General features: G+C 61.4%; 22 protein-coding genes, 1 tRNA gene and 2 pseudogenes. 12 read left to right on the plus strand and 13 right to left on the minus strand.

The genetic code is table 11. The annotated features are described in order from the left end of the window. Window position 1 precedes the first annotated feature (1 nt). Window positions 2–871 carry a phosphoribosylaminoimidazolesuccinocarboxamide synthase gene (locus J7655_RS07965; RefSeq protein ID WP_230927307.1) on the plus strand — a complete coding sequence of 290 codons (870 nt, stop codon included), beginning with the start codon at window positions 2–4 and terminating at the stop codon, window positions 869–871. A 51-nt stretch (window positions 872–922) separates the two neighbouring features. Here J7655_RS07965 and J7655_RS07970 read toward each other — a convergent pair whose 3' ends face one another. Then, window positions 923–2,143, minus strand: a complete 1,221-nt coding sequence (locus J7655_RS07970) for an RNA-guided endonuclease InsQ/TnpB family protein (RefSeq protein WP_230927308.1) — start codon at window positions 2,141–2,143, stop codon at window positions 923–925. A 23-nt stretch (window positions 2,144–2,166) separates the two neighbouring features. Between J7655_RS07970 and tnpA (J7655_RS07975) the strand changes: the two genes are divergently transcribed. The 4 genes and pseudogenes from tnpA (J7655_RS07975) to J7655_RS07985 all read left to right on the plus strand — a co-directional run bounded on the left by tnpA (J7655_RS07975) (window position 2,167) and on the right by J7655_RS07985 (window position 4,093). Then, a complete protein-coding gene (tnpA, locus tag J7655_RS07975; RefSeq protein ID WP_230927309.1) occupies window positions 2,167–2,583 on the plus strand; it encodes an IS200/IS605 family transposase in 417 nt (138 codons plus the stop codon). 132 nt (window positions 2,584–2,715) lie between these two features. Next, window positions 2,716–3,138: pseudogene (locus tag J7655_RS20975) on the plus strand (retron Ec48 family effector membrane protein); the annotation flags it as partial. 395 nt (window positions 3,139–3,533) lie between these two features. Beyond that, complete coding sequence (locus J7655_RS07980) at window positions 3,534–3,809, plus strand: antitoxin of toxin-antitoxin stability system (protein ID WP_230927310.1); 276 nt, start codon at window positions 3,534–3,536, stop codon at window positions 3,807–3,809. Next, window positions 3,809–4,093: a type II toxin-antitoxin system RelE/ParE family toxin gene (locus J7655_RS07985; RefSeq protein ID WP_230927311.1), complete on the plus strand. Its 285-nt coding sequence runs from the start codon at window positions 3,809–3,811 to the stop codon at window positions 4,091–4,093. The genes J7655_RS07980 and J7655_RS07985 overlap by 1 nt, the downstream gene beginning before the upstream one ends. Window positions 4,094–4,196: 103 nt before the next feature. Here the strand turns inward: J7655_RS07985 and J7655_RS07990 are convergent. From J7655_RS07990 to metR, 5 genes are all read right to left on the minus strand, one after another. Then, window positions 4,197–4,286: transfer RNA gene (locus J7655_RS07990), tRNA-Ser, on the minus strand. Between the two features lie 1,228 nt (window positions 4,287–5,514). Further along, on the minus strand, window positions 5,515–8,661 hold the full coding sequence (locus J7655_RS07995) for an efflux RND transporter permease subunit (protein WP_230927312.1): 3,147 nt from the start codon (window positions 8,659–8,661) through the stop codon (window positions 5,515–5,517). 1 nt (window position 8,662) lies between these two features. Then, the gene (locus J7655_RS08000) at window positions 8,663–9,751 is read right to left on the minus strand and encodes an efflux RND transporter periplasmic adaptor subunit (protein ID WP_230927313.1); all 1,089 of its coding nucleotides are present in this window, start codon (window positions 9,749–9,751) and stop codon (window positions 8,663–8,665) included. Window positions 9,752–9,760: 9 nt separating this feature from the next. Continuing rightward, entirely contained in the window at window positions 9,761–10,417 is a 657-nt protein-coding gene (locus tag J7655_RS08005) for a TetR/AcrR family transcriptional regulator (protein ID WP_230927314.1), read from the minus strand. Between the two features lie 238 nt (window positions 10,418–10,655). Further along, window positions 10,656–11,573 carry a transcriptional regulator MetR gene (gene metR / locus J7655_RS08010; protein ID WP_230927315.1) on the minus strand — a complete coding sequence of 306 codons (918 nt, stop codon included), beginning with the start codon at window positions 11,571–11,573 and terminating at the stop codon, window positions 10,656–10,658. 168 nt (window positions 11,574–11,741) lie between these two features. Between metR and metE the strand changes: the two genes are divergently transcribed. Both metE and J7655_RS08020 read left to right on the plus strand, forming a co-directional pair. After that, entirely contained in the window at window positions 11,742–14,045 is a 2,304-nt protein-coding gene (metE, locus tag J7655_RS08015; RefSeq protein ID WP_230927316.1) for a 5-methyltetrahydropteroyltriglutamate--homocysteine S-methyltransferase, read from the plus strand. Window positions 14,046–14,222: 177 nt separating this feature from the next. Beyond that, window positions 14,223–15,089 (plus strand): annotated as a pseudogene (locus J7655_RS08020) (alpha/beta fold hydrolase); the annotation flags it as partial. Window positions 15,090–15,120: 31 nt separating this feature from the next. Here the strand turns inward: J7655_RS08020 and J7655_RS08025 are convergent. Then, entirely contained in the window at window positions 15,121–16,341 is a 1,221-nt protein-coding gene (locus J7655_RS08025; protein WP_230927308.1) for an RNA-guided endonuclease InsQ/TnpB family protein, read from the minus strand. 23 nt (window positions 16,342–16,364) lie between these two features. Between J7655_RS08025 and tnpA (J7655_RS08030) the strand changes: the two genes are divergently transcribed. The 3 genes from tnpA (J7655_RS08030) to J7655_RS08040 all read left to right on the plus strand — a co-directional run bounded on the left by tnpA (J7655_RS08030) (window position 16,365) and on the right by J7655_RS08040 (window position 17,529). Then, entirely contained in the window at window positions 16,365–16,781 is a 417-nt protein-coding gene (gene tnpA / locus J7655_RS08030; RefSeq protein WP_230927309.1) for an IS200/IS605 family transposase, read from the plus strand. A gap of 113 nt (window positions 16,782–16,894) precedes the next feature. Beyond that, on the plus strand, window positions 16,895–17,086 hold the full coding sequence (locus J7655_RS08035) for a helix-turn-helix transcriptional regulator (protein ID WP_230927317.1): 192 nt from the start codon (window positions 16,895–16,897) through the stop codon (window positions 17,084–17,086). A gap of 281 nt (window positions 17,087–17,367) precedes the next feature. Next, complete coding sequence (locus J7655_RS08040) at window positions 17,368–17,529, plus strand: hypothetical protein (protein ID WP_230927318.1); 162 nt, start codon at window positions 17,368–17,370, stop codon at window positions 17,527–17,529. Between the two features lie 177 nt (window positions 17,530–17,706). On the opposite strand, the gene istB is transcribed toward J7655_RS08040, so the two are convergent. Beyond that, window positions 17,707–18,462, minus strand: a complete 756-nt coding sequence (gene istB / locus J7655_RS08045; protein WP_230927319.1) for an IS21-like element ISPpu7 family helper ATPase IstB — start codon at window positions 18,460–18,462, stop codon at window positions 17,707–17,709. Between the two features lie 17 nt (window positions 18,463–18,479). Next, on the minus strand, window positions 18,480–19,994 hold the full coding sequence (istA, locus tag J7655_RS08050; RefSeq protein ID WP_230927320.1) for an IS21-like element IS1491 family transposase: 1,515 nt from the start codon (window positions 19,992–19,994) through the stop codon (window positions 18,480–18,482). A 128-nt stretch (window positions 19,995–20,122) separates the two neighbouring features. Between istA and J7655_RS08055 the strand changes: the two genes are divergently transcribed. Further along, complete coding sequence (locus J7655_RS08055; RefSeq protein WP_230927321.1) at window positions 20,123–20,437, plus strand: hypothetical protein; 315 nt, start codon at window positions 20,123–20,125, stop codon at window positions 20,435–20,437. 747 nt (window positions 20,438–21,184) lie between these two features. Here J7655_RS08055 and J7655_RS08060 read toward each other — a convergent pair. From J7655_RS08060 to J7655_RS08075, 4 genes are all read right to left on the minus strand, one after another. Further along, entirely contained in the window at window positions 21,185–21,514 is a 330-nt protein-coding gene (locus J7655_RS08060) for a hypothetical protein (RefSeq protein ID WP_230927322.1), read from the minus strand. Window positions 21,515–21,755: 241 nt separating this feature from the next. After that, window positions 21,756–22,268 (minus strand): YecR family lipoprotein, encoded by a 513-nt coding sequence (gene yecR, locus J7655_RS08065; protein ID WP_096826533.1) that lies wholly within the window; start codon window positions 22,266–22,268, stop codon window positions 21,756–21,758. Between the two features lie 92 nt (window positions 22,269–22,360). Next, window positions 22,361–22,672 (minus strand): hypothetical protein, encoded by a 312-nt coding sequence (locus tag J7655_RS08070; RefSeq protein WP_230927323.1) that lies wholly within the window; start codon window positions 22,670–22,672, stop codon window positions 22,361–22,363. A 118-nt stretch (window positions 22,673–22,790) separates the two neighbouring features. Then, window positions 22,791–24,011 (minus strand): RNA-guided endonuclease InsQ/TnpB family protein, encoded by a 1,221-nt coding sequence (locus J7655_RS08075; RefSeq protein WP_230927308.1) that lies wholly within the window; start codon window positions 24,009–24,011, stop codon window positions 22,791–22,793. Window positions 24,012–24,034: 23 nt separating this feature from the next. On the opposite strand from J7655_RS08075, the gene tnpA (J7655_RS08080) reads away from it, so the two are divergent. Further along, window positions 24,035–24,451 carry an IS200/IS605 family transposase gene (gene tnpA, locus J7655_RS08080; protein WP_230927324.1) on the plus strand — a complete coding sequence of 139 codons (417 nt, stop codon included), beginning with the start codon at window positions 24,035–24,037 and terminating at the stop codon, window positions 24,449–24,451. The last annotated feature ends 51 nt before the right edge of the window (window positions 24,452–24,502 follow it).

Raw genomic sequence — 24,502 nt, forward strand, 5'->3', positions numbered from 1 at the left:
CATGAGTACACCCACCACCCTGAGCCTGAAGAAGATCTACTCGGGCAAGGTTCGCGACCTCTACGAAATCGACGACAAGCGCATGCTGATGGTGGCCACCGATCGTCTGTCGGCTTTCGACGTCATCCTCGAACAGCCGATTCCGGAGAAGGGCAAGATCCTCACCGCCATTTCCAACTTCTGGTTCGACAAGCTTGCTGATGTGGTGCCCAACCACTTCACCGGTGACAAGGTCGAGGACGTTGTCTCTGCCGCCGAGCTGCCGCTGGTCGAAGGCCGTGCGGTCGTTGCCAAGCGCCTCAAACCCGTCGCTGTCGAAGCCATCGTTCGTGGCTACATCGTCGGCTCCGGCTGGAAGGAATACCAGAAGAGCGGCACCGTCTGCGGCATCGCCCTGCCGGCCGGCCTGAAAGAAGCAGCCAAGCTGCCGCAACCGATCTTCACGCCCTCGACCAAGGCCGCCGTGGGCGACCATGACGAGAACATTAGCTTCGCGCAGTGCGAAGCCATCATCGGCGCCGAACTGGCCGCCCAGGTGCGCGACACTGCAATCAAGCTGTACACCACGGCTGTCGAGTACGCCGCTACTCGCGGCATCATCATCGCCGACACCAAGTTCGAATTCGGCCTGGACGAAGACGGCACCCTGACCCTCATGGACGAAGTGCTCACCCCTGACTCCAGCCGCTTCTGGCCAGCCGACAGCTACGCCGAAGGCAGCAACCCGCCGAGCTTCGACAAACAGTTCGTGCGTGACTGGCTGGAATCCACCGGCTGGAACAAACAACCCCCGGCCCCGGCTGTACCGGCAGACGTGGCGCAGAAGACAGCGGACAAATACCGCGAAGCGCTGACGCGTCTGACCGAATAACACCTGGCTTGACATCCTCCCCGGCCTGAAGGCCGGAGATTCCTACGGCGCTCAGGCGCGGCATTGAGCCGCCCCTGAGTCGCTTCGGTGGGTTCCTGCTGCTGGCGGCATTACCTCACCGCTCACTTCACAGGCGAACCGGGCGTGTCCCGCCCTTAGCACATTGATCGCGCCGACCACATCGGCGTTGTCCTCGAAGCCACATTCCACACACGCGAACCGGGCCTGTGTCTGGCGGTTGTCCGCCGACACATGGCCGCAGCACGGACAGGTGCGGCTCGTATTCTGTGGCGGCACCGTCACCAACCAGCCGCCCCGCCATGCCAGCTTGTAGTCCAGTTGGCGGCGGAACTCGAACCAGCCTTGATCGAGGATGGCCTTGTTCAGGCCAGACTTGGCCCGAACGTTTCTACCCGGTTGTTCGGTCGTGCCTGCTGCTGATTTGGACATGTTCCGTACCTGCAAGTCCTCGATACACACCATCGCGTGGTTTTGGCTGATCGCGGTCGAGGTCTTGTGCAGGTAGTCGCGCCGGGCGTTGCCGATGCGGGCGTGAAGGCGCTGGACTCGGGCCTTGGCCTTCTTCCAGTTGGCGCTGAATTTCACCTTGCGGCTCATGGCCTGCTGCGCCTTGCGCAGCGCGGTTTCGTGGCGTTTGAAGCTATTGAGCGGTGCGTAGACCGTGCCATCGCTCAGGGTGGCGAAGCGGGCAATACCGAGGTCGATGCCAACGGCTCTGCCCTGCGGCAGCGGGGTTTCCACTTCACGGCGGGTCTGGATCGAGACATGCCATTTGCCCGCGCTCAGGCTGACGGTGACGTTGCGCAGCTCGCCGAGCACCGGCCGACTGTTGCGATAGCGCAGCCAGCCCAGCTTGGGCAGAAAGATCCGGCAGTTGGCCTGATCCAGCTTGATTTGCTTCGGGTCGGGGTAACGGAAGCTGTCGCGCTGGCCCTTGCGCTTGAAGCGTGGGAAGTCGGCGCGCTGCTCGAAGAAGTTCCTGTAGGCTTTTTCGAGGTCTTTGAGGGCATGTTGCAGCGGATGAACGGGCGCTTCTTTCAGCCAGACCGTTTCGGTGCTGTTGCGCCAGGCGGTCAGCTGCCTGGCCATGGCCACATAGCCGATGAACTTGCCGCCGGCTTCGCGGTTGGCTTGCTGCAACGCCAAGGCCTGGTTGAACACGAACCGACAGGAGCCGGCGAAGCGGTGCATCAGGCGCTGCTGTTCGCCGGTCGGCATCAGTTCGTATTTGAAAGCTTGGAGTCGCTGCATGCCCAGCACTATACTCTTGGTCTATGGGCATTGAAAACGATATTAGACGCGGTAGAAACTGCGTCTTCCTGATGCATGTACATTTGGTCTTCGTGACGAAATATCGGCGCGAGGTCTTCACCCAAGCCATTCTCGACGACCTTCGCGTCGTCTTCGCCAGCGTATGCGCCGACTTCGGAGCGGAACTCGTTGAGTTAGATGGAGAGGATGACCATGTGCACCTACTGGTGAACTATCCGCCGAAGGTGGCCATCTCCAACCTCGTGAATAGCCTGAAAGGCGTCTCCAGCCGCATGATCCGCAGGAAAAATTACCCCAGCATCCGCAAAAAGCTGTGGGGCGGCGCGCTGTGGTCGCCCAGCTACTTTGCCGGCAGCTGCGGAGGTGCGCCCATCGAAGTCATCCGCCAGTACATCGAACAGCAGCAGACGCCTCATTAAAGGCAAAAACGGGGACGGCTACGCCGTCCGCGCTATCCTTCCCCGCCCTGAAGGGCGAGGTTTGCCGCGCACTGGATCAACAGGTGGGCAGCCAGCTGCCCCTGAAAAGCAAAAGCCCCGAGTTGCACTGAATACTGGTCTTCCGTTAACGAGTATCCTATAGCTATTCTCTCGCTAACTGGCGGTGCCGTTATTGGTCTTGTCACGATAAGCGGTATTATTATTGCTCTTTTGAGCTATCAAAGCTCTGTTCGCTCATCCGCAATTTCAAACCACCTTTCTCATATTTCTTTGTTCTCCAACTATGTGCATGCAGAAACCTTGAGGCGAACAAAAATATCAAGATTCACGATTGAAGCCCTCAAGTGGTATAACTTGATATATTCCGACTCAATAAACGGAAGCCTCGATATCTCTTCTACTTATGCGGACTTTATAACTAGACTTAGCGCACAAATCTCATCATCTAGCAAAATCTATTCAAGCAAAGAAAAAAAATGGAAGCATCTATCGATACAAGGAACATCAGCAGGCGATGATTCTTCTCTTGTCTGAAGAAGGCTTCTACCTAGAAAGACTTCCAAGGATTGACTTTAATGAAGTTGAGGATCAAGTTATTGACTTAATCAGAACTGTAAATACTTCATTCTGTCGAAGTGGTGGCATACCTTCCATACCTGCCAGGCGATACAAATAATGGAAAAATGGGGACGGATTTATTTACAGTGCATAGTCGCCAGCCAAAAAATAAATCCGTCCCTTCCTCGCACCTTCATCTTGCCCCGGATCACCTGCAGGATGCCATCAGATTCGTCCCGGCTAGTGATCACCAACGTTTCCTGGCGATCATCACCCCAGCCGGCTGTGTGCTTTCCTGTGTGAGGTGCTTGGCTTAAGATGCACACAATGTATCTACGTTGTAGATACAGCCAAGATATGAGGTGACGACCATGGCCAAAGAAGCCGTTTTCAATCTGAAGCTTGAGCCCGAGTTGCGCGAAGGCTTCATGGCAGCCGCTCAAGCTGCACACCGGCCGGCCTCTCAGATCATGCGCGACCTTATGCGCGACTTCATTCGCCAGCAGCAACAGGCCAAAGAGCATGAGGAATTCGTGCAACGCAAGGTCGCTGCTGCCAGGGCATCGTTAGAGGCTGGTCGTGGCCGCTCCAATGATGATGTCGAGGCGGAATTTGCCGCTCGCCGTGCTAAGGCCTTGGGGCACTGATGCAGGTCATTTGGACACCTGAGGCACTGCAGGACCGTCTGGATATCTGGGAATACATCGCAAGCGACAACCCACGTGCTGCTATGCATATGGACGAGCTATTCAGTGCTGCGGCCGCCAGTCTGGCTGACTTCCCCGACAAGGGCAGGCTGGGAGCAGTGGCCGGTACTCGCGAGCTGATCCCTCACGAGAACTACCGTCTTGTCTATCAGGCTGAGCGTGACGCCGTCTGGATTCTCGCCCTGGTGCACGTCGCCAGGATGTGGCCGCCGATCCAGAGCTAGCTTTAGTCTTCAGCCGCTTTCGACACTTCTTCGACACCTTGCATGCCGCAGATAGCAAAAGCCCCCGAAACTCTAGGAATTTCAGGGGCTCAAGCTTGATATATGGCGGGAAGATAGGGATTTGAACCCTAGGTGCCATTGCTGACACAACGGATTTCGAATCCGTCCCGTTCGACCACTCCGGCATCTTCCCAAGCGGCGCGAATGATAACAGCAGAATCGGCTTTGGCGAAGCTTATTTTGAAATTTTTTCGTGTGCTATCAGGTGGTTGGCTGCGATGCCCCGAACCGATGGTTGGTCTGGCTGTGGCGCCTTGGCCGGGGGTTGGCAACGTGCCAGTGTTAACAAGCGCTAAATTTGAACGTCGGGCTTGGCACAGCGCCAGCGCCTGGACTACTCTCGGGTTATCGGGCTAACGAAGTGGCCAACAGGCAGGATGCCGACCCCATACACTTCGTTAGCTCGGTATTTTTCTTCCGTTGGCCGAGGTGAGGCGAGCGGAAAGTAAAGCCCTCGAAAGAGGGCTTTGTTGTTGTGCGCCAGGCATGGCGCGTAGTGCCGTGACTGGCGCTGTTCGGCTCACTGTGGTGGTGAGTCGGACGATTTGGAGGTGAAAGTCCTCTACACACCCGGCAAGGGGAAGTGTTAGCTGAAGGCAAGGGTGTCGCGGGTGACCGCGAATCTGAAGGAAGCCCGAGGCAAAATGCTGGTCTGACGTACAGGAAGCGGATAGAGGCGGCGTAGCTGGGTGAGGTAGCAACGATTGCCAAAGTCCGATACTTGCACGGAACGCTACGACGTAAATCCGACAGGCATAAGCAGGAAGGTCGCGCGAATTACCCTGGGAGATCTGTTTGGCCTGCCACGTGCTACCGGCACCGAGAGGTGGCGGGATGGGCGAACAGAAGTCAGCAGAGGCCGTAGTAGTTGCTCGGAACCGGAGCGATGAAGGGCTGAACCTGTCATGAGTGGATAGTCAGGTGTGCTCTCTGTTGGAGCGTAAAGCAGAAACGTCATGAACAGCGGCGGTCGAGACCATCATGAGGTAGGAGTCGGAAACTCCGAGGGCCGGTCTGGGCGCTTAGTTACCACAGGCGACACATCAACGGAACCAAGCTCGCTGACGCAGTCTGTCAGTAGGCAGGAACCGCCGTATACGGAACCGTATGTACGGTGGTGTGGGAGGACGGCGGGGGCGACCCCGCCTCCTACCCGATTCTGCAGGGTGCGCAGCGTGTGGAGAGGCGCCCCGTCGCGAAGCAGGGTGACGAGCAATTGCAAAGCTTCGCCCCGGGGCGGGGCTCCAAAGAAAGGCCGATGATCGACACTATCCCTGCTGCCTTGCCATTTCCACCCTCAGCATTGTGGCTGGTCAGATCTGTCGATCTCCGGCGTTCTGCCATTGGCCTGTATCGCTGCATCAGTCGGTGCGCAGCAGTTGCTCCTTGGCCGGGCGAGGGGCGATCAGGTGTTCAGGCAGGTCGAGCAGGTCGGTGTCGTAAGTCTCCAGCGGTGGCGGGCGGCGCTCGAAGCGGGCGCCGAGTACCAGCAGGCAGGGGGTGAGCAGCAAGGTCAGCACCGTGGCGAAGGCCAGGCCACCGGCGATGGCACTGGAGAGTTGCGTCCACCATTGGGTCGAGGGTGCGCCGAAGCCGAGGCTCGGCGTGACTAGGTCGACGTTGACGCTGAGCACCATGGGCATCAGCCCAAGGATCGTGGTGACGGCCGTCAGTAATACCGGGCGCAAACGCAGGCAGCCGGTTTCCAGCGCCGCTTCGCGGGGTTGCAGACCCTGGCTGCGCAGTTGGTTGTAGGTGTCGATGAGGATGATGTTGTTGTTCACCACGATGCCGGCCAGGGCGATCAGGCCCATGCCGACCATGACGATGCCGAACGACTGGCCGTTGATGAGCAGGCCCATCAGCACGCCGGCGGTGGACAGGACGATGGCCGACAGCACCAATGCAGCCTGGTACAGGCTGTTGAACTGGGTCACCAGGATGATCGCCATGAGGAAGATGGCGACCACGAAGGCGCTCATCAGGAAGGTGGCCGCCTCGCGCTGGTCGGCATCTTCGCCGGCGAACTGTACCTTGACCTCGGCCGGCACTTCGCCAAGCGCTTCACGCAATGCTCTGAGGCGTTCGTCCAGGCGCGCGCCTTCGGCCAGGTCGGCCTGCAGGGTGATGGTGCGGTCACCGTCGACGCGGCGCAGGGTGCCGACCTTGGGCGCCGGCTGCAGGTCGACGAAGTTGCTCAGCGGCACCTGGCCGGCCGGTGTGTTGAGGGTCAGGCGGCCGAGTTGGTCGAGCGAGCGCCAGTTGCCGGGCAGGCGCACGCGGATGTCCACTTCGTCAGTGGCATCTTCGGGGCGGTAGGTCGCCAGTTTCAGGCCGTTGGTGATCATCTGCACCGCATTGCCGACGCTGAGTACGTCTGCGCCGAAGCGCGCGGCAGCCTCGCGGTCGACCTTGATGCGCCATTCGATGCCGGGCAGTGCGCGGTCGTCCTCGATGTCGACGAAGCCGCCAAGCTTCTGCATCTCACTGCGCACACGCTCGACCCACTGTTCGCCCAGTGCCGGGTCCAGCGCGCTGATCTGCAGTTTTACCGGCTTGCCGTCGGTTGGGCCCTGTTCCTGCTTGCGGAACTCCAGCACCACGCCGGGAATGCCGGCGGTGCGTTGGCTCATTTCGGCCAGGATGTCATTGGCCGGGCGGCGCTGGTGCCAGTCGACGAACTGGAACTGCAGGGTGCCGATCACGTCGGCGCCGAGCTGGCCGTCCGGCTGCGCCAGGGAGCGCGCATACAGCGCCTTGACCTCAGGCATGCCGATCACCTGTTTTTCCACTTGCCGCAGCAAGGCGTCCTTCTCCTGCACTGACAGATCGCCGCGGGCACGCAGCCAGATTTGCGCGCTTTCCGGTTCGACGTCTGGGAAGAACTCCACGCCATGGTTGAAGCGGCCGTAGCCGACATAGATCAACGCGACCAGGGTCAGCATGCCCAGAAGTGTCAGGCCGGGGCGCTTGAGCAGCGTTATCAGTACGCTGCGATAGGCGTTGCCTGTGGCGTTGGGCGCTGCCGCTTGTGGTCGAGCCTGGCCACCCGTGACGGCGCCGAGCACTGGCAGGAATACCAGCGCCATGGCCAGCGAGGCCAGCAGGCAGAGAATCACCGTGGCCGGCAGGTATTTCATGAACTGGCCGACCACGCCGGGCCAGAACAGCAGCGGCAGGAACACGACCAATGTGGTGGCGGTGGAGGCGATCACCGGCCAGGCCATTCGTGTCGCGGCGTTGGCCCAGGCCTGACGCGGCGTTTGGCCCTGTTGCAGGTAGCGATCGGCCAGTTCGGAGACGACGATGGCGCCGTCGACCAGCATGCCGGCTACCAGGATCAGGCTGAACAACACGACGATATTGAGAGTGAAGCCAAGCAACCAGATCAGCAGGATGCCACTGAGGAAGGCGCCAGGAATGGTCAGGCCGACCAGCAGTGCCGAACGCATGCCCATGCTCGCCACTACCAGGATCAGCACCAGAACGATGGCCGCCAGCACGTTGTTGAGGAGGTCGCTGAGCATGTTCTGCACTTCCTGCGACTGATCCATGATGTAGCTGACTTCAACACCCGGCGGCAGCAGGGGTTTGGCCTGCTCCATCAGTGCCTTGACCTGATCGATGGTCTCGATGATGTTGGCGCCACTGCGCTTGGCCACTTCCAGCACGATGGCGGGCTGGCCATTGATGCGGGCGAAGCCGGTCGGGTCCTTGAAGGTGCGGCGGATGGTGGCGACATCGGCGAAGGTGACCACGCTGTCGCCGACCACCTTGATCGGCATGCTCATCACGTCTTCGAGATTTTCGATAACGCCCGGTACCTTCATGCTCATGCGTCCGGCGCCGGTATCCAGGCTGCCGGCGGCGACCAGGCGGTTGTTGCGGCTGACCAGGTTGAACAGCTCGTTGTAGTCGATGCCGTAGCTGTCGAGCACCTGCGGATCGACGACGATTTCCAGCAGGTCTTCGCGGTCGCCGCCGATTTCCACCGACAGCACCTCGGCAATGCCTTCGATGTTCTCTTTCAGGCGCCTTGCGATGTACACCAACTCGGTTTCGGCGATGGGGCCGGACAATCCCACCGACAGCACCGGGAACAGCGCCACGTTGACTTCGGTGACGGTCGGCTCGTCAGCCTCTTCAGGCAGCTTGCTGCGCGCGGTGTCGACTTTCTCACGCACGTCGGCCAGCGCCACCTTGGCGTCGAAGCCGGCGTCGAATTCCAGGGTCACCGAGGCATGGCCTTCATTGGACACCGAGCGCATTTCCTTGACGCCTTCCAGGCTGCGCAGTTCCTGTTCCAGCGGGCGCACCAGCAAACGCTCACCGTCTTCCGGGCTGATGCCTTCGAGGGTCACCGAGACGTAGATGATGGGAATTGCCACATCCGGGTTGGACTCCTTGGGCATGGCAATGTAGGCCACCAGCCCGCCACAGAGCAGGAACAGCAGGATCAGGATGGTGGTGCGGCTGCGGTCGAGTGCGGCGGCAATCAGTGTATGCATCTCAACTGCCCTCGGCGGCGAGTTGCACCGTCACCTGTTGGCCGGGCTGAACGAAGCCCTGGCCAAGGGTGATCAACGCCACTTTCGGCGGCAGGCCGCTGACCCAGGCGCCCTGGTTGTCGACGCTGATCAGCTCGACTGGGGTGAACTCCACGCGCTGCGTGTCATTGACCCACTTGACGCCGTGGCGGCCGTTTTCATCCAGGCTGAGCAGGGCGGGGGACAGGCGATGGGCCATGGCCTCGCCGGTCTGGATATGCAAGGTGGCGCTGGCACCGGCCAGGCGCAGGCCGTTGGGGTTGTCCACCTTGACCTCGATGCGGAAGCTGCGCGAACCCGGGTCGGCGGCTGCGGCGATAAAGTGCAGCTCGCCTTGCAGTGTGCGGCCATCGAGCAGTTCAACGTTTACCAACTGCCCCAGTTCGAGCTGGGTCACCTGTTGCTGGGCGATCTGTGCGCTGACCTTGAGGCGGTCGATGTCCACCAGGGTCAGCAGGCTTTGGCCGGGCTGGACGAAATCGCCCAGCTCGACCATGCGCTGGTCATAGATGCCGGCGAATGGCGCTTTCACCTTGGTGTTGCGCAGTTGCAGGCGGGCGCTGTCGAGTTCGGCGCGGGCCTTGGCCAGCTCGCTCTCCAGGCGCATCAGCTCGTTGGCCGATACCAGGCTGCGTTCGCGCAGGCGCTTGGCGGCGGTGACGTCGCTCTGGCGCTGGCGTACGTCTGCTTCGCTGCGTGCGACCTGCGCCGGGCGGTCATCCGGCGAAATGCTCAGCAGCAGTTGATCGGCGGCGACGCGGTTGCCCTTGTCCTGATCCAGCTTCTGCACGCTGCCGCTGACCTGGGCGCGCAGTTCCACGCGGCGCCAGGCCTCGATCTGGCCCTGCACCACATGCTGGCGCTGCATTGGCTGGGCTTCCAGCCAGGTCACCTCGACCCGCGCCAATTCCGCGCTTGTAGCCGGTTTGTCGGGCTCGGCCTGTACTTCGTCGCGGGCGACGAAGCGGTCGCCGCTGAGCAGCCAGAGCAGCAGCACGACGGTGATGAGAACGGCGATGATCCAGGGGCGTTTGCTCAGTTGCGCGAACATGGCGGTGGCTTACTCGTGAGTGGCGGGCGCTGCCAGCAGCGCGGCGGCCTGGCCCTGCAGGCCGGCGATGATGAAGTCGGTGACGCGGTCGAAGTACGCGTCCAGCTCGATGTATTCGGCCCAGTGCGCGAAACCGCCGGATGCGATGCGCGCCATGACGCCGTTGACGCAGGCCTCCACGCCCCACAGCAGATCCTGGCAGTGCGCCGGGGAGAGCGGCAGGTCACGGAAGCTGCTCTGCAGCAAGCTGCTGAACAGATTCATGTACTGGCCTTCCAACTCGACGAATTGCTCGCGGTAGGGAGGTTCCAGGCGCTCCTGAAAAGCCGGGCGGTCACACAGCAGGCAAAGTTGCGCTTGCAGCGGGTCGGCCTGCAGCAGCTCGAAAGAACGACGAATGACGCGGCGCATCGCCTGTTCAGCGGGTGCGCTGCAGGCGATTTCCTGCAGTTCGGCCAGGTTTTGGCGTGAGCAGTCCAGCACCAGGCGCGCGTAGAGCGCTTCCTTGCTGGTGAAGTGTTTGTACACGGTGCCTTTGCCGATGCCGGCATGACGCGCCACCTCGGCAATGGTGACGCGATCCCAGGATTGTTCATGGAAGAGCTGGCGAGCGGCTTCGAGCAGGGCGCTTTCACGTTGCTGGAAAAGTTGATCTTGATAGCGCATGGGCGTTTCATCGAGAGGTTTGACCGGCGGTCATGCTATGACTGCTGGTCACGGTGCGGCAAGGCGGGAGTTGTAACAAGGCAATTGGCGGGTGGTCGTTCACTGCCTCATTCGCCGCGAGGCGCGGCTCCTACAGAGTGATGCGGTGCCTGCGGGGTTTGTGTAGGAGCCCCGCCCCGGGGCGAAGCTTTTGATCGGTACGAACCTGCCGGAGATGTTCGGCCAGGCCAGGCCAGGCTCAGCGCGCCACGCTGACGCCTTCGAGATTGGCGAAGGAGGTGTCCTTGGCTGTGAGCAGGAAGTCGCGCATGAACGGTGAGTCGAGCATGTCGGTGCGGATCGCGGCGTAGAGGGTGGCGAACAGGCCCTTTTCTCCGAGGCGCTTGGCACTGACGTAGCCGCGCGAGCTGTACTCGTGCAGCGCCCAGTTGGGCAGGCCGCATACGCCACGACCGCTGGCCACCAGCTGCATCATCATCACCGTCAACTCGGAGGTGCGAACCTGTGCCGGCTCGATGTCGTTGGGTTCGAGAAAACCGGTGAAGATATCCAGGCGATCACGTTCCACCGGGTAGGTGATCAGGGTTTCCGTGGCCAGGTCCTGGGGCTGGATAAAGGCCTTGTGCGCCAGGCGATGCTGATTGGCCACGGCGAGCATCGCCTCGTAGGTGAACAGTGGTACGTAGGTGATGCCAGCCAGCTCGATCGGATCTGAGGTCACCACCAGGTCCAGGTCGCCACGGGCCAGGGCCGGCAGCGGGGCGAAGGAGAAGCCCGAGGCCAGGTCCAGCTCCACTTCCGGCCAGGCGTCGCGGAATTGGTCGATGGTCGGCATCAGCCACTGGAAGCAGCTGTGGCACTCGATGGCCATGTGCAAGCGGCCAGCGGTGCCACCGGCCAGGCGTGCCAAATCACGCTCGGCGCCACGCAACAGGGGCAAGGTGGCGTCGGCCAGCTGCAGTAGACGCAGGCCGGCGCTGGTGAAGCGCACGGGTTTGGTCTTGCGTACGAACAGTTGCAGGCCGAGACGTTCTTCCAACTCCTTGAACTGATGCGACAGCGCCGACTGGGTCAGGTGCAGGCGCTCGGCGGCCTCCACCAGGCTGTCGGTTTCGCGCAGGGCGTGCAGGGTTTTCAGGTGGCGTAGCTCGAGCATGGCGGTTCTCTGCGAAGGTTTCACTCATCCAATGTCATGGTTGGATGAACATGGCTCATACAGCCTACATGAGTAAATCTTTAGATCAAGACGAAAATCTTGAGTTTGTCTCACTCGGTATCGATGCCGAGAATGGCGCCATCTCGATTGATTCTGGAGTTTCACGCCATGGCCCTGTCCCATTCCCTCGGCTTCCCGCGCATCGGCCGCGACCGCGAACTGAAAAAAGCCCTCGAAGCCCACTGGAAAGGTGAGTTGGACGAAGCCGGCCTGCGCGCCGTGGGCCAGCGTCTGCGCGCCGAACACTGGCAACTGCAGAAGGACGCCGGTATCGACCTGCTGCCGGTGGGCGACTTCGCCTGGTACGACCAGGTGCTCGCTCATTCCCTGGCTTTTGGCGTGATTCCCGAGCGCTTTCGCCCGGCTGCCGGCAAGCCGACGCTGGATACCCTGTTCGCCATGGCCCGTGGGGCCGTTGCAAACAAGAGCAGCGTTACGTGCTGCGGCGGTGCTCATGCCCAAGAGATGACCAAGTGGTTCGATACCAACTACCACTACCTGGTGCCGGAATTCAGCGCGGATCAGCCGTTCGCCCTGAGCTGGGAGCAGCTGTTCGAGGAGGTGGCTGAGGCGCATGCCCTTGGGCACAAGGTCAAACCGGTCCTGATCGGCCCACTGACCTACCTGTGGCTGGGCAAGGCCAAGGGGAGCGACTTCGACAAGCTGGAACTGCTCGAAAGCCTGCTGCCGGTCTATGGCGAAATCTTCCAGCGCCTGGCCGCGCAGGGCGTGGAATGGGTACAGATCGATGAGCCGATCCTGGTGCTCGACTTGCCGCAGGAGTGGAAGAACGCCTTCGAGCGCGCCTACAACCTGATCCAGCGCGAACCGTGCAAGAAGCTGATCGCCACCTATTTTGGTGGCCTGGAAGACAACCTCGGTCTGGCTGCCAACCTGCCGGTGGACGGTCTGCATATCGACCTGGTGCGTGCGCCGGAGCAGTACCCGACCATTCTCGACCGGCTGCCGGCTTATAAAGTGTTGTCGCTGGGCGTGGTCAACGGGCGCAACGTCTGGCGCTGTGATCTGGACAAGGCGCTGGAGGTGCTGCGTCACGCTCACGAGCGCCTGGGTGAGCGGCTGTGGGTGGCGCCGTCCTGCTCGCTGCTGCACAGCCCGGTGGATCTGGCCCGTGAGGATCAGCTCGATGCCGAACTGAAGAGCTGGCTGGCCTTCGCGGTGCAGAAATGCCAGGAGGTGGCGTTGCTTGGCAAGGCGCTGGCCGCGCCGGAAGATGCCGTCGTACACGCCGCACTTGAGGCAAGCCGCGCGGTACGGGCCGCTCGTGCAGCTTCAAAACGTATTCACAAGCCTGAGGTGCAGGCGCGCCTGGCGGCGATTCGCCCGCGTCATGCCCAGCGTCAGTCGCCGTTTGCCGAGCGCATCGAACAGCAGCGTGAGCGTCTGCAACTGCCCTTGCTACCGACCACCACCATCGGATCCTTCCCGCAAACCTCGGCTATCCGCCTGGCGCGGCAGTCGTTCAGGCAGGGCACGCTCAGCGCGGCCGAGTACACCGAGGCCATGCACAGCGAAATCCGCCATGCGGTGCAGATACAGGAACGCCTGGGCCTGGATGTGCTGGTGCATGGCGAGGCCGAGCGCAACGACATGGTCGAATACTTCGCCGAGCAACTTGATGGCTACGCCTTCACCCGCTTTGGTTGGGTGCAGAGCTACGGTTCGCGCTGCGTCAAACCGGCGGTGATCGTCGATGATCTGAGCCGGCCCAAGGCCATGACCGTGGAATGGATCACCTACGCCCAGAGCCTGACCGACAAGGTGATGAAAGGCATGCTCACCGGCCCGGTGACCATGTTGATGTGGTCGTTCCCGCGTGAGGACGTGCCCCGCGAAGTGCAGGCGCGGCAACTGGCGCTGGCGATTCGTGACGAGGTGGTGGATCTGGAGGCAGCTGGTATCAGGATCATCCAGATCGACGAGGCAGCGTTTCGCGAAGGGCTGCCGCTGCGCCAGGCGGCCTGGCAGCCCTATCTGGACTGGGCTACCGAGGCCTTCCGCCTGACCGCCAGCGGCGTGCGCGACGAAACGCAGATCCACACCCACATGTGCTACAGCGAGTTCAACGATGTGATCGAGTCCATTGCTGCGATGGATGCCGACGTGATCACCATCGAGACGTCGCGCTCGGATATGGAGCTGTTGGCCGCGTTTGAAAAGTTCGCCTACCCGAACGACATCGGCCCCGGCGTGTATGACATTCACTCGCCACGGGTGCCGGACAGCGTCGAGATGGCCGAGCTGTTGCGCAAGGCGGCGCGGCGTATCCCGCTCGAGCGCCTGTGGGTCAACCCCGACTGCGGCCTGAAGACCCGCGCCTGGCCGGAAACCGAGGCGGCGCTGGTCAACATGGTGGCCGCCGCCAGGCAGTTGCGCGCCGAGTTGGCCTGATTTCCCGTCAGTCGGTAAGTAGAGGGGGCGTTCGCGACGCGCTGGGCTGCACTTTTGGTCACTGCCTGGGCAGCCGTTCGTCCCCCTTCATCAAACTGTCACGCTGGTATGGCAGCGCCGTCGAACGATTTTCACCAGAATCGCGTTTTAGTGGGGTTCTGCGTTTCTGGTGTTTTCATGCGTGCATTCATTTTTCTGGCCGCTTTGCTGTGCGGTATGCAGGCTTTTGCAGCCAATCATTGCGACTTGTCCGAGCCGACCCGTTATGCGGATGTCGGTGAGGTGCGTCTGGCTTATCAAAGTATCGGCAGCGAGCGCGACCCGGCGTTGCTGCTGGTGATGGGGCTGGGTGGGCAGTTGATCCACTGGCCTGACGAGGTGGTCGAGCGTCTCTGTCAGCAGGGATTTCGCGTCGTGCGCTTCGATAATCGCGATGTCGGGCTGAGCACCTGGCGGCGGCCGGCGCCGAGCATCAACCTGCCTTACGAGGTACTGCGCTATCGCCTGGGTCTGTCGCTTGGTGCGCCGTATCACCTGTGCGACATGGCTGGTGATGCCCTGGGCTTGATGGACCGTCTGGGCGTCGACAACTTCCATGTGCTGGGCGCGAGCATGGGCGGCATGATCGCCCAGCATCTGGCCGATCTGGCGCCGCAGCGCGTTCTCAGTCTGACGCTGGTGATGACCAGTTCGGGCGCGCAAGGGTTGCCTGCGCCGAGCGATGAGTTGGTGGCGCTATTGGCAAGGCGTGAGGCCGGTAGTCGCGAGGCTGCACTGCAACAGCAGGCGGACCTGCTGGCGGCCCTCGGCAGCCCTGCGGTGCATGATGACCGTGCCTTGCTCTTGCATCAGGCCGAACAGGCTTACGACCGCGCTTTCAATCCCGAAGGCGTGCAGCGTCAGCTGCTGGCGATTCTTGCCGAATCCAGCCGGGTTGATCTACTCAATCGCCTAGACGTGCCGACGCTGGTGGTGCACGGCACGGCCGATCCGTTACTGCCGGTGATGCATGGCGTACACGTGGCGGCGCATTTGACATCCTCCCCGGCCTGAAGGCCGGAGATTCCTACGGCGCTCAGGCGCGGCATTGAGCCGCCCCTGAGTCGCTTCGGTGGGTTCCTGCTGCTGGCGGCATTACCTCACCGCTCACTTCACAGGCGAACCGGGCGTGTCCCGCCCTTAGCACATTGATCGCGCCGACCACATCGGCGTTGTCCTCGAAGCCACATTCCACACACGCGAACCGGGCCTGTGTCTGGCGGTTGTCCGCCGACACATGGCCGCAGCACGGACAGGTGCGGCTCGTGTTCTGTGGCGGCACCGTCACCAACCAGCCGCCCCGCCATGCCAGCTTGTAGTCCAGTTGGCGGCGGAACTCGAACCAGCCTTGATCGAGGATGGCCTTGTTCAGGCCAGACTTGGCCCGAACGTTTCTACCCGGTTGTTCGGTCGTGCCTGCTGCTGATTTGGACATGTTCCGTACCTGCAAGTCCTCGATACACACCATCGCGTGGTTTTGGCTGATCGCGGTCGAGGTCTTGTGCAGGTAGTCGCGCCGGGCGTTGCCGATGCGGGCGTGAAGGCGCTGGACTCGGGCCTTGGCCTTCTTCCAGTTGGCGCTGAATTTCACCTTGCGGCTCATGGCCTGCTGCGCCTTGCGCAGCGCGGTTTCGTGGCGTTTGAAGCTATTGAGCGGTGCGTAGACCGTGCCATCGCTCAGGGTGGCGAAGCGGGCAATACCGAGGTCGATGCCAACGGCTCTGCCCTGCGGCAGCGGGGTTTCCACTTCACGGCGGGTCTGGATCGAGACATGCCATTTGCCCGCGCTCAGGCTGACGGTGACGTTGCGCAGCTCGCCGAGCACCGGCCGACTGTTGCGATAGCGCAGCCAGCCCAGCTTGGGCAGAAAGATCCGGCAGTTGGCCTGATCCAGCTTGATTTGCTTCGGGTCGGGGTAACGGAAGCTGTCGCGCTGGCCCTTGCGCTTGAAGCGTGGGAAGTCGGCGCGCTGCTCGAAGAAGTTCCTGTAGGCTTTTTCGAGGTCTTTGAGGGCATGTTGCAGCGGATGAACGGGCGCTTCTTTCAGCCAGACCGTTTCGGTGCTGTTGCGCCAGGCGGTCAGCTGCCTGGCCATGGCCACATAGCCGATGAACTTGCCGCCGGCTTCGCGGTTGGCTTGCTGCAACGCCAAGGCCTGGTTGAACACGAACCGACAGGAGCCGGCGAAGCGGTGCATCAGGCGCTGCTGTTCGCCGGTCGGCATCAGTTCGTATTTGAAAGCTTGGAGTCGCTGCATGCCCAGCACTATACTCTTGGTCTATGGGCATTGAAAACGATATTAGACGCGGTAGAAACTGCGTCTTCCTGATGCATGTACATTTGGTCTTCGTGACGAAATATCGGCGCGAGGTCTTCACCCAAGCCATTCTCGACGACCTTCGCGTCGTCTTCGCCAGCGTATGCGCCGACTTCGGAGCGGAACTCGTTGAGTTAGATGGAGAGGATGACCATGTGCACCTACTGGTGAACTATCCGCCGAAGGTGGCCATCTCCAACCTCGTGAATAGCCTGAAAGGCGTCTCCAGCCGCATGATCCGCAGGAAAAATTACCCCAGCATCCGCAAAAAGCTGTGGGGCGGCGCGCTGTGGTCGCCCAGCTACTTTGCCGGCAGCTGCGGAGGTGCGCCCATCGAAGTCATCCGCCAGTACATCGAACAGCAGCAGACGCCTCATTAAAGGCAAAAACGGGGACGGCTACGCCGTCCGCGCTATCCTTCCCCGCCCTGAAGGGCGAGGTTTGCCGCGCACTGGATCAAAACCCAACACACCAGGCCTCTGGTGTAGAGCAGATGCTGAGCTTCAGCGAAGTCTGCAGCCTGCTGCGCAAGTCGCGCTCCGGGCTGTACAAGCTGATGGCCAGCGACTCCAACTTCCCGAAGCCCATCAAGGATGGCCATGCGCGCTCGGCCCGGTCTTACTTCGCGGCCCGGGAAATCGCCGCGTATCAGGAAGCCAAGCTGGCCGGGAGGGATGCAGCATGATCGCGCTTGCACTTCCTCGCACTCAGGGCTATGGTTTGCCGGTCACGGTAAATAACGTGACCGACCTTGGCCGGTCGACAACCTCTAGGCGCTACAGCGCCCACCACCCGATTGCAGTCGCTTTTTTTGTGCCAGCAGCATCGTGTTATGGCGGCTGTGCGTGGGACACCTTCGGGTGTGCCGGGTGCCTAGAGTCCCGGTCGGCCAACCCGCGTACAGCTGTCACCATTTCTTGCTTGGCCGCAAGCGGTGATGGCTCCTCAACTCTAGGAGCTCCACCCATGAAACACGCTCTCAATCCGTCTTCATCTCATGCCGCTGCCTGGAAGGCTCGTGCCTTCGCTGCTTTGCGCGGCAATTCCTCCCTGTCTGTCCGCCTGGCTCGCTACAACGAAGCCATGCAGCGCGCTCGTGCCCTGGAAGCTGTAGGAGGTGCCAAATGAACGCAGCCACCCCCCAAGCCCTCCTTGACTCCTTCCAGGCCGCGCAGCTTGCGGATTCCACGCCATCCGGCCACCCAGTCCGCTCTCATCTGGCCAGGCATTCCAGGGCCATCTGGCCACCTGTTCCACGGCCATCCGGCCGGGCAGTCGGAGCGCAGCGACGCAGGGGTGGCATTGTTAGTCCGGGTTGGCTGGCGTCGTCAATTTCTGCGTCCGTTTGCGCATTGATTCACCCTTCAGATTGATCCGATAAGCGTTGTGCACCAGGCGGTCGAGGATGGCATCGGCCAGGGTTGGATCGCCGATCAGTTCGTGCCAGTTGTCCACGGGCATTTGGCTGGTCACGAGGGTCGAGCGCTGGCCGTAGCGGTCGTCCAGTAGCTCCAGCATGTCGCGGCGCTGTTCGGCGGTGAACGGCGCCAGGCCCCAGTCGTCGAGGATCAGCAGGTCGGTCTTGGCGTAGCTGCTCATCAGCTTGGCGAAGCGCCCGTCGCCATGAGCCAAGCCCAACTCTTCCAGTAGGCGCGGCAGACGCAGGTAGCGCACGCTGTAGCCGTCCCGGCAGGCCTGGTGGGCCAGGGCGCAGGCCAGCCAGGTTTTGCCCACGCCGGTGGGGCCGCCGATGATCAGGTTGAGGCCGTCGCGTAGCCACTGGCCGCCGCTCAGTTGCAGGATCAGCGCCTTATCCAGCCCGCGCGGGCTGCGGTAGTCGATGTCTTCGAGGCAGGCGTTGTGCTTGAGCCGGGCCTGGCGCAGGCGGCTGCTGAGGCGCTTGTCGTCGCGTTCAGTCAGCTCGCGGTCGACCAGCAGGCCGAGGCGTTCCTCGAAGCTCAGGCTGTCGATGTCCGGGGTTTTCAGTTGTTCGTTCAGCGCCTTGAGCATGCCGTGCAGGCGCAGGGTTTGCAGCTTGTCCAGGGTCGGATGGGGCAGCATGGTGAGTTTCCTTGGGTTCAGTGGTAGTAGCCGGGGCCGCGCAGGTTGGCGTGGTCGTCCGGCAGCAGCGGCAGGTTGGCTTGAGCCAGCGGCAGGCTTTCCAGGCCCTGGCACAGGATCGATTCGAGGCTCTTGTAGCTGCACGCGCCGAGGCTGAGGGCGCGTCGGCAGGCCAGCTCCAAGCGCACTTCGCCATGAGTCTTGCCCAGGCGCAGGATGCCCAGGCAGGCCCGGTAGCCCTGCTGCGGATGGATGCGCCGTTCGAGGATGTGCCGGATCACGCCGGCGGTGTTCGGCCCGGTCTGCTCGGCCCAGCGGATCAGCCGCTGCGGCGTCCACTCGGCATGCTCGCGATGGCTCTTGGGCATGTGCTCGGCCTGCGTGCTGTGCCTGCCCTTGTGCATTGAGCGCAGGTGGCTGGCCACTCGCTGGTTGGCGTGGAAACACTCGACGGTGCGCGCCGTCAGGCGCACCTCCAGCTGCTTCTTCACCAGTTGATACGGCACCGAGTAGTAATGCCCATCGACCTCGACGTGGTAGTCGATGTGCACCCGCGCCTTCTTCCACTCGGCGTAGACGTAGGGTTGCACCGGCAGGGGGCGCAGCGCCGGACGATCCAGGCTGTCGAAGGCCGTCTGGCGCGAGCCCGGCAGCTTCTTGAACGGGCGTTGGTTGAGCCGCTCCAGCAACACGGAGATGGCGCTGTTGAGTTCGTCCAGGGAGAAGAACTGGCGGTTCCTCAGCGCGGCGAGGATCCAGCGCTCGACCACCTGCACGCCGACCTCGGCCTTAGCCTTGTCGCGCGGCTTACGCGCCCGCGCCGGCACCACCGCCACGCCATAGTGCTCGGCCAGATCGCGGTAGCTCGGGTTGATGTCCGGCTCGTAGCGATGGCTCTTACTCACCGCGCTGCGCAGGTTGTCCGGCACCACGATCTCGGGCACGCCGCCGAGGAAGGCAAAGCAGCGGGCATGGGAGCCCAGCCAGTCCGGCAGCTGCTGCGACCAGGTGGCTTCGGCGAAGGTGTAGCTGGACGCGCCGAGCACTGCGACGAACACCTGCGCCTGGCGGATCTCGCCGCTGTGGCGATCGATAACCGGCACCGTCTGGCCGGCATAGTCGACGAACAGCTTCTCGCCGACGCGGTGCTCCTGACGCATCACCACGTCCAACTTGCCCTGCCAGGCTCGGTAATGCTCACAGAACCAGCTGTACTGAAAGCCCTGCGGCTGGCTCAGGCGGTACTCCTGCCAGAGCAGCGCCAGGGTCACCCCGGGGCGGCGCAGTTCGGCATGCACCCATGCCCAATCGGGTAAAGGCCGCTTCTCGCTGGCAACCGCCGGGGCCGGCGGGAACAGTTGCTGCTCCAACTCGGCATCGGACAACGAACAGGGCCAACTGAGACCACTGGCGGCAAAACGATTGAGGTAGTCGCCGACGGTGACACGACCGACCTGCACGCTGACCGCAATCTGGCGAGCTGATAGTCCGACCTCGAACTTGAGACGTAGTACTTCGCGAATCTTACGCATGGATAAACGCTCCACGACGACCTCTCTGCTTCGAAAAAGAGGTCGATGGTAGTGAAGAAATCCTGCGTAGCTGCCTGCCCGGTTGAGTGGCCGGATGGCCGTGGAATCAGTGGCCGGATGCGCGTGGAATGGGTGGCCGGATCAGCGTGGAATCGGTGGTCAGATGTTCATGGAATGGGTGGCCAGATGACCGTGGAATCCGCACGCAGCTCAAAGAACCGCTTTATAACGCGGCCGTGAAGGGCCACATCGAATCCGTCAGCAAGCTCATCAATCAAGCTGGTGACGCTGTTTGCGGTATTTCCCAACTGATGCAGGAAGACCAACTGCGCAAGGAGTCAGGCACCGGTGATGACTTCCTCAACGAGTTCAGCACCGGGTGCCTCTTGAGCGCTCTGCAGCTGATCTCGTACTCCCTTTGGGAGCGAAGCGCGCACGGATGAAGTTCGGGAGTACTCGATTGCGCTAACACTCCCGTTTTTCCGGGTATGTACAGACCCCGCCCAGCGACACTGGCGCGGGGTCTTCTTGTTTTCGCTAGGGAGAACAGCGCGGATGATCTCCTGCAACGCAGGCAATCTCATCAATCAGGATGGCGCTGATCTGCGCCATCGTCTGCGTAACCAGGTCTGCCCCGAAAATCCCACTGTACAGTGGGATTTCCTCACTTTGAGGGGAGAGGGTGAAGGAAGGTTCGCGAGGTGGTTCGGCGCCCCAGGGTTGCTCAGTGCTTGGCGAGTACGTCGGGCCGCACTGCGAGCAGACATAATGGGGAGGGCGGGTCGAAACCTTGAGCGATTTCACTGCCCGAACGACGGGGGGAGCCAAATTTTCGCGCCGTCAAAATTAGAAAACGGTTTTTGAGGTTTGAAATGAGAGGACGGAAGCGAACGGCTTCGAAGAGAGGTTGGGGGAGGGTGGAAATGAAGAAGCCCCGCGAGGGCGGGGCTAAAACTTCGCGCAGTGCGCGTGAAACTGTCTGGTACTCATACCTGCTTGGCGCGCCATTGATGCTATCAGGTCGTTGCTGAAAGGCGCTTTCGGGCAGTCTACGGTTACGATCCACCGCCCTTTGGCGGTTGTCTTCACCCACTTCTCGTGCGATGTCCCTGTGCGAGGCCTAGCCTCAAAGCCAAGGTCGGCCAGACCATCCTTGACTTGCTTGCAAGTGAGCGGGTGAAGCCTCGGCATTAGGCAAGCTTGACCGGCAAGGTGTCCTGAAAGGTGAAGCTGTTCTTAATGCCATCCCAGCGGCCTGAAATATCATGGCGAAGCTTGTAGAAATGATACTTGGCGCGCTGATACAGCGGGGCCTTGCGGTTCAGCAGCTGGCTTGCGTAGGGGCGATCTTCGCCCTCAAAAATATCATTGAGGTAGTCATAGATCTGCTCATGGAGCTTACCCTTGACCTCCTCCATCGTATCGCCCTGGACGGCGAGACTGAGGTCGATGCAGAACGCCTGCCAGTAGCCATTCTTTTTCTCCATGTAGCATCGGAGCAAAATTTCGATAGGCTTCATTCGGAGTCCTCCTTGTGCGGGTATGCTGTTAACAAATTGTGCATAACCCTTTGACAAACTGTGGCCGGCGATTATCCCTTAGTCAACACGACAGTCAATGACGCGTAGATCAAATTTTGTAACCGTCATAGACCGTGGCAGCTAAGGCAAGGAATGCCAGGGCGCAAGCTATCCATATCATCAGCCAACGCACAGACCACCGTGCACCCCCTAGCCTGTGCCTTCAAGAAGCGCAACCAATTCACTGCCCCATGATCTGCCGATATCGGCGGGTGTACTCCTCGTAGGACAGACCAGTTTCGCTCTGCAACTGCTGGAGTTGTTGCTGCTGCCATTGGTCTTTTGACAGGGCGCCCGATAGCGAGGCGGGGGCTTGAGTGCTAACGGGTTTGGCTTGTGCGGCTTCGTTGAGGTTCCCGATGCACTGGTAGGTGTGGACGACCTGGCCGGCCACGCAAGTCCCGAATCCGTCACGCTGATGGCAGTTCTGCGTCATGCCGCCGAACGCCTCGGCGTCGCTGTAGCCCCAGACGCGGCACTTCGACTTCGCGATCGATTGGGCCTGAGCGGGATTCACCACTGGGGATTCGAACTGGCGGAAGTCATAGGCCATGTCGACCGTACCGTCGGCGCGGCTACCGCCCATCGCATAGAAGTCTTTCTTGGTTGCACAGCCTGTGATCGTAATGGCTGCGATCAGCGCCAGAAGGGCCTTGGTTGCGATTGACGCGATGTTCTGATGGGAGTTATGCATTCCGACCTCCATGCCTGAAAAGGTTGCATAGTGCCACCATGATGGTCGATCTGACTATACGACTAGGGGATAGGTGGGCGACGGGTGGGAAGTCACTGGCTTGAGGCCTGTCTTCTCCAGAAACTGCCCGCTTCCATGTCCAGCCAAAGGATATCGCTACCTAGCTTCAGCGGTTTGAAGCCGATCTTGTCGAAGTACAAGGCAGTGGCATTCAAATCCTTGGCAGTCGCAAGTCTGATATCGGGGACGACAACGCCCATGGGAAGGAACGCGCGAGAGACGCCAGAGCTCAGCCCAATCAACGCTGCTCGCAGAGCACCTAGCTCAGCCGTAGTACCTCTGTAGGGCGGCTCGAAAGAGAAGTGCGAAATCATGAGGCAGTCCTGGTTCATGCCTTCGCTCATCTTGCCCAAGTCTTCTTGAAGCGCTTCGTAGATCGTAATGGCGTCGTGGCTCGCATTGTCCGCAATCTCCTCAGGTTGACATCCTCCCCGGCCTGAAGGCCGGAGATTCCTACGGCGCTCAGGCGCGGCATTGAGCCGCCCCTGAGTCGCTTCGGTGGGTTCCTGCTGCTGGCGGCATTACCTCACCGCTCACTTCACAGGCGAACCGGGCGTGTCCCGCCCTTAGCACATTGATCGCGCCGACCACATCGGCGTTGTCCTCGAAGCCACATTCCACACACGCGAACCGGGCCTGTGTCTGGCGGTTGTCCGCCGACACATGGCCGCAGCACGGACAGGTGCGGCTCGTGTTCTGTGGCGGCACCGTCACCAACCAGCCGCCCCGCCATGCCAGCTTGTAGTCCAGTTGGCGGCGGAACTCGAACCAGCCTTGATCGAGGATGGCCTTGTTCAGGCCAGACTTGGCCCGAACGTTTCTACCCGGTTGTTCGGTCGTGCCTGCTGCTGACTTGGACATGTTCCGTACCTGCAAGTCCTCGATACACACCATCGCGTGGTTTTGGCTGATCGCGGTCGAGGTCTTGTGCAGGTAGTCGCGCCGGGCGTTGCCGATGCGGGCGTGAAGGCGCTGGACTCGGGCCTTGGCCTTCTTCCAGTTGGCGCTGAATTTCACCTTGCGGCTCATGGCCTGCTGCGCCTTGCGCAGCGCGGTTTCGTGGCGTTTGAAGCTATTGAGCGGTGCGTAGACCGTGCCATCGCTCAGGGTGGCGAAGCGGGCAATACCGAGGTCGATGCCAACGGCTCTGCCCTGCGGCAGCGGGGTTTCCACTTCACGGCGGGTCTGGATCGAGACATGCCATTTGCCCGCGCTCAGGCTGACGGTGACGTTGCGCAGCTCGCCGAGCACCGGCCGACTGTTGCGATAGCGCAGCCAGCCCAGCTTGGGCAGAAAGATCCGGCAGTTGGCCTGATCCAGCTTGATTTGCTTCGGGTCGGGGTAACGGAAGCTGTCGCGCTGGCCCTTGCGCTTGAAGCGTGGGAAGTCGGCGCGCTGCTCGAAGAAGTTCCTGTAGGCTTTTTCGAGGTCTTTGAGGGCATGTTGCAGCGGATGAACGGGCGCTTCTTTCAGCCAGACCGTTTCGGTGCTGTTGCGCCAGGCGGTCAGCTGCCTGGCCATCGCCACATAGCCGATGAACTTGCCGCCGGCTTCGCGGTTGGCTTGCTGCAACGCCAAGGCCTGGTTGAACACGAACCGACAGGAGCCGGCGAAGCGGTGCATCAGGCGCTGCTGTTCGCCGGTCGGCATCAGTTCGTATTTGAAAGCTTGGAGTCGCTGCATGCCCAGCACTATACTCTTGGTCTATGGGCATTGAAAACGATATTAGACGCGGTAGACACTGCGTCTTCCTGATGCATGTACATTTGGTCTTCGTGACGAAATATCGGCGCGAGGTCTTCACCCAAGCCATTCTCGACGACCTTCGCGTCGTCTTCGCCAGCGTATGCGCCGACTTCGGAGCGGAACTCGTTGAGTTAGATGGAGAGGATGACCATGTGCACCTACTGGTGAACTATCCGCCGAAGGTGGCCATCTCCAACCTCGTGAATAGACTGAAAGGCGTCTCCAGCCGCATGATCCGCAGGAAAAGTTACCCCAGCATCCGCAAAAAGCTGTGGGGCGGCGCGCTGTGGTCGCCCAGCTACTTTGCCGGCAGCTGCGGAGGTGCGCCCATCGAAGTCATCCGCCAGTACATCGAACAGCAGCAGACGCCTCATTAAAGGCAAAAACGGGGACGGCTACGCCGTCCGCGCTATCCTTCCCCGCCCTGA

It is taken from the genome of Pseudomonas wenzhouensis (assembly GCF_021029445.1).
Lineage (GTDB): Bacteria > Pseudomonadota > Gammaproteobacteria > Pseudomonadales > Pseudomonadaceae > Aquipseudomonas > Aquipseudomonas wenzhouensis.

Coding starts and splice junctions, on each gene's coding strand:
- J7655_RS07970 (WP_230927308.1), bottom strand. CDS start 2,143: ATGCAGCGACTCCAAGCTTTCAAATACGAACTGATGCCGACCGGCGAA.
- metR (WP_230927315.1), bottom strand. CDS start 11,573: ATGCTCGAGCTACGCCACCTGAAAACCCTGCACGCCCTGCGCGAAACC.
- J7655_RS07965 (WP_230927307.1), top strand. CDS start 2: ATGAGTACACCCACCACCCTGAGCCTGAAGAAGATCTACTCGGGCAAG.
- J7655_RS08060 (WP_230927322.1), bottom strand. CDS start 21,514: ATGAAGCCTATCGAAATTTTGCTCCGATGCTACATGGAGAAAAAGAAT.
- J7655_RS08075 (WP_230927308.1), bottom strand. CDS start 24,011: ATGCAGCGACTCCAAGCTTTCAAATACGAACTGATGCCGACCGGCGAA.
- J7655_RS07985 (WP_230927311.1), top strand. CDS start 3,809: ATGCAGGTCATTTGGACACCTGAGGCACTGCAGGACCGTCTGGATATC.
- J7655_RS08040 (WP_230927318.1), top strand. CDS start 17,368: ATGAAACACGCTCTCAATCCGTCTTCATCTCATGCCGCTGCCTGGAAG.
- J7655_RS08055 (WP_230927321.1), top strand. CDS start 20,123: ATGGGTGGCCGGATCAGCGTGGAATCGGTGGTCAGATGTTCATGGAAT.
- J7655_RS08070 (WP_230927323.1), bottom strand. CDS start 22,672: ATGAGCGAAGGCATGAACCAGGACTGCCTCATGATTTCGCACTTCTCT.
- istB (WP_230927319.1), bottom strand. CDS start 18,462: ATGCTGCCCCATCCGACCCTGGACAAGCTGCAAACCCTGCGCCTGCAC.
- J7655_RS08025 (WP_230927308.1), bottom strand. CDS start 16,341: ATGCAGCGACTCCAAGCTTTCAAATACGAACTGATGCCGACCGGCGAA.
- yecR (WP_096826533.1), bottom strand. CDS start 22,268: ATGCATAACTCCCATCAGAACATCGCGTCAATCGCAACCAAGGCCCTT.
- tnpA (WP_230927309.1), top strand. CDS start 16,365: ATGGGCATTGAAAACGATATTAGACGCGGTAGAAACTGCGTCTTCCTG.
- J7655_RS07980 (WP_230927310.1), top strand. CDS start 3,534: ATGGCCAAAGAAGCCGTTTTCAATCTGAAGCTTGAGCCCGAGTTGCGC.
- istA (WP_230927320.1), bottom strand. CDS start 19,994: ATGCGTAAGATTCGCGAAGTACTACGTCTCAAGTTCGAGGTCGGACTA.
- J7655_RS07995 (WP_230927312.1), bottom strand. CDS start 8,661: ATGCATACACTGATTGCCGCCGCACTCGACCGCAGCCGCACCACCATC.
- J7655_RS08000 (WP_230927313.1), bottom strand. CDS start 9,751: ATGTTCGCGCAACTGAGCAAACGCCCCTGGATCATCGCCGTTCTCATC.
- tnpA (WP_230927324.1), top strand. CDS start 24,035: ATGGGCATTGAAAACGATATTAGACGCGGTAGACACTGCGTCTTCCTG.
- tnpA (WP_230927309.1), top strand. CDS start 2,167: ATGGGCATTGAAAACGATATTAGACGCGGTAGAAACTGCGTCTTCCTG.
- metE (WP_230927316.1), top strand. CDS start 11,742: ATGGCCCTGTCCCATTCCCTCGGCTTCCCGCGCATCGGCCGCGACCGC.
- J7655_RS08005 (WP_230927314.1), bottom strand. CDS start 10,417: ATGCGCTATCAAGATCAACTTTTCCAGCAACGTGAAAGCGCCCTGCTC.
- J7655_RS08035 (WP_230927317.1), top strand. CDS start 16,895: ATGCTGAGCTTCAGCGAAGTCTGCAGCCTGCTGCGCAAGTCGCGCTCC.